This is a genomic window from Aequorivita marina, from assembly GCF_031631895.2.
Lineage (GTDB): Bacteria > Bacteroidota > Bacteroidia > Flavobacteriales > Flavobacteriaceae > Aequorivita > Aequorivita marina.
The window spans coordinates 1-3950 of the sequence record NZ_JAVMBW020000027.1 but is presented as its reverse complement, the minus strand read 5'-3'; the positions used below and the strand labels follow the sequence as shown (position 1 = coordinate 3950).

The 3950-nt window shown below is 44.1% G+C and carries 3 protein-coding genes; all 3 read right to left on the bottom strand.

Going from position 1 to position 3950, the window contains the following annotated elements; translation table 11 throughout:
* Window positions 1-386 (bottom strand): DUF7507 domain-containing protein (locus QPK98_RS15515; protein ID WP_310994389.1); only part of this gene is annotated, 386 nt, incomplete at its 3' end.
* Window positions 387-409: 23 nt separating this feature from the next.
* On the bottom strand, window positions 410-1504 hold the full coding sequence (locus tag QPK98_RS15510; RefSeq protein WP_310994388.1) for a DUF7507 domain-containing protein: 1095 nt from the start codon (window positions 1502-1504) through the stop codon (window positions 410-412).
* Window positions 1505-1616: 112 nt separating this feature from the next.
* Window positions 1617-3950, bottom strand: a complete 2334-nt coding sequence (locus QPK98_RS15505; RefSeq protein ID WP_435373106.1) for a DUF7507 domain-containing protein — start codon at window positions 3948-3950, stop codon at window positions 1617-1619.

Here is a 3950-nt window from a genome sequence, read left to right as displayed (position 1 = left end):
CCAGACATTGTGGCGTCTGGATCCGTAACAATTACGTTTGTAAGGGTTGAATTACCCGTATTCTTAACGGAGAAGTTATAGTTAATCGTTTGACCTACAACAACTGTGGAACATCCTGTAGTTGGATCTACTTCTACATCAGAAGTTTTAATCAGAGCAATACTTGCATCGGTACAGATGTCTACGATTGTTGGGTTGTTTTCAGTATAACTTGTATGGTCTGAAAGATCTGTTGGCTGACTATTGTCAGGAGCAGTTCCGGTAGCCGTAGCTTGGTTGGAGAACATTCCAGAATCAACATCGGCTTGTGTGATGGTATAAGTTGCTGTAAAGGTTGTAGCATCTTCAACGCCCGGTGCCAAACTAGCAATAGGACCACCAGACATTGTGGCGTCTGGATCCGTAACAATTACGTTTGTAAGGGTTGAATTACCCGTNTTCCCGTGGCCGTAGCCTGGTTAGAGAACATTCCAGAATCAACATCGGCTTGTGTGATGGTATAAGTTGCTGTAAAGGTTGTAGCATCTTCTGCGCCCGGTGCCAAACTAGCAATAGGTCCGCCAGACATTGTGGCGTCTGGATCGGTAACAATTACGTTTGTAAGGGTTGAATTACCCGTGTTCTTAACGGAGAAGTTATAGTTAATCGTTTGACCTACAACAACTGTGGAACATCCTGTAGTTGGATCTACTTCTACATCGGAAGTTTTGATTAATGCAATACTTGCATCGGTACAGATGTCTACGATTGTTGGGTTGTTTTCAGTATAACTTGAATGGTCAGAAAGGTCTGTTGGCTGACTATTATCAGGAGCAGTTCCGGTAGCCGTAGCCTGGTTAGAGAACATTCCAGAATCAACATCGGCTTGTGTGATGGTATAAGTTGCTGTAAATGTTGTAGCATCTTCTGCGCCTGGTGCCAAACTAGCAATAGGCCCACCAGACATTGTGGCGTCTGGATCCGTAACAATTACGTTTGTAAGGGTTGAATTACCCGTGTTCTTAACGGAGAAATTATAGTTAATCGTTTGACCTACAACAACTGTTGAACATCCTGTAGTTGGATCTACTTCTACATCGGAAGTTTTGATTAATGCAATGCTTGCATCGGTACAGATGTCTACGATTGTTGGGTTGTTTTCAGTATAACTTGTATGGTCTGAAAGATCCGTTGGCTGACTATTGTCAGGAGCAGTTCCCGTGGCCGTAGCTTGGTTAGAGAACATTCCAGAATCAACATCGGCTTGTGTAATGGTATAAGTTGCTGTAAAGGTTGTAGCATCTTCAACGCCCGGTGCCAAACTAGCAATAGGACCACCAGACATTGTGGCGTCTGGATCCGTAACAATTACGTTTGTAAGTGTTGAATTACCCGTGTTCTTAACGGAGAAATTATAGTTGATTACTTGACCTACAACAACTGTGGAACATCCTGTAGTTGGATCTACTTCTACATCGGAAGTTTTAATCAGTGCAATACTTGCATCAGTACAGATCGTTACCACCGTTGAGTTGTTTCCTGGGTACCCGTCGTTGTTGGACGTATCGGTTACTTGGGTGTCATCAGGAGTGGTTCCAGCTACTTCAGCGGAGTTGGTAAATGAGCCATTGTCAATATCAGCTTGGGTAATNATTAGCGGTTTTTATTAATGCTATACTGGCATCGCTACAGATCGTTACCACCGTTGAGTTGTTTCCTGGGTACCCGTCGTTGTTGGACGTATCGGTTACTTGGGTGTCATCAGGAGTGGTTCCAGCTACTTCAGCGGAGTTGGTAAATGAGCCATTGTCAATATCAGCTTGGGTAATGGTATAGGTTGCGGTGAACGTACTTGTATCTTCCGCGCCAGGTGCCAAGGTGATCGGTCCTCCGGCTACGCTTACGCCACCAACAAGGTCTGACACCATAATATCGGTAAGGGTTACGTTCCCAGTATTCTTAACGGAGAAGTTATAGGTGATTACCTGTCCTTCTTCTACTACTGAACAGCCCGTGGCTGGGTCTACTTCTACATTAGCGGTTTTTATTAATGCTATACTGGCATCGCTACAGATCGTTACCACCGTTGAGTTGTTTCCTGGGTACCCGTCGTTGTTGGACGTATCGGTTACTTGGGTGTCATCAGGAGTGGTTCCAGCTACTTCAGCGGAGTTGGTAAATGAGCCATTGTCAATATCAGCTTGGGTAATAGTATAGGTTGCGGTGAACGTACTTGTATCTTCCGCGCCAGGTGCCAAGGTGATCGGTCCTCCTGCTACGCTTACGCCACCAACAAGGTCTGACACCATAATATCGGTAAGAGTTACGTTCCCAGTATTCTTAACGGAGAAGTTATAGGTGATTACCTGTCCCTCTTCTACTACTGAACAGCCCGTGGCTGGGTCTACTTCTACATTAGCGGTTTTTATTAATGCTATACTGGCATCGCTACAGATCGTTACCACCGTTGAGTTGTTTCCTGGGTACCCGTCGTTGTTGGACGTATCGGTTACTTGGGTGTCATCAGGAGTGGTTCCAGCTACTTCAGCGGAGTTGGTAAATGACCCATTGTCAATATCAGCTTGGGTAATAGTATAGGTTGCGGTGAACGTACTTGTATCTTCCGCGCCAGGTGCCAAGGTGATCGGTCCGCCTGCTACGCTTACGCCACCAACAAGGTCTGACACCATAATATCGGTAAGGGTTACGTTCCCAGTATTCTTAACGGAGAAGTTATAGGTGATTACCTGTCCCTCTTCTACTACTGAACAGCCCGTGGCTGGATCTACTTCTACATTAGCGGTTTTTATTAATGCTATACTGGCATCGCTACAGATCAATACCGTAACTTCATTACTTGTAACAGTATCGAGAGCGCCCAAAACTGAATTACCATCTACATCTGCAGTATTTACAACTGAGCCGGCATCTATATCAATTTGAGTTATTGAATATGAAGCATTATATGTCCATACTTCACCTACATTTAATATTCCGTCACTATTAGTATCTCCACTAGCTGGACCGGCTATTACACCACCTAGCTTAGTGTCGTTTACAACAACATCGGTAATATCAACATCACCCTCATTAGTTACCACAAACTCATAATTAATAGTATTATCAACCTCATAGTTGATGCACTCTCCTGTTGCACTTGTACTCGATTTTACAATTGAAATCTCAGCATTTTGACAAAGATTAACAGTTTCGGAATCTGAACCTGAAACCGGGAATGGAGTTGATGCCTGAGCTTCACCAGAAACCTCCGCTGTATTAACAATTTGCCCATTTATAATATCTTGTGCAATTACTGTATAAGAACCAGTGTATTCCCAAGTTTCAGAAACATCAAGCTTATTGTCACTATTCGTGTCCCCTGATGGGCCAGAGATTGCAGCAATCATAGCATCAGTTACTACTACGTTACTAATAGGTGTAGTACCATTGTTCGTAACCCTAAAAGTATAGGAAATGCTCTCACCAGCAGCTACTGGAGTACAACCTTGTGGGTTATTCGGGCTTGCTATTTTTTCAATATTAATACCACAGTCGTTTATGGTTAAGGTCACAGCAGTCCTTGTTAAGCTAAAACAATCATTATTATCAACATCGGCCTGCGCGTAATATGTTATACTACCAACACTGTCCAAGGTAGGGTTTGACACAGCTGCACCTCCTGTAGCTGCAGTGTACCAAACAACTGTTTGGCCTCCTGGTACAGTAGCGGTAGCTGTTAAGGTCTGAACTGGATCTAAAGCACAAGAAACCTGATCTCCTCCACTTACGGGTGCTTCGGGTGCATCCGTAATCGTTAGCGTTACCGATGTTCTTGTTAAACTGTTACAGCCGCCACTGATTGCAGTTTCGGCATAATAGGTTGTGCTGCCTACGCTATTAAGGGTTGGACTGCTTACGGTGTTTCCGCCGGTTAATGCATCGTACCATACTACAGGATCTGTTGAGGTAAT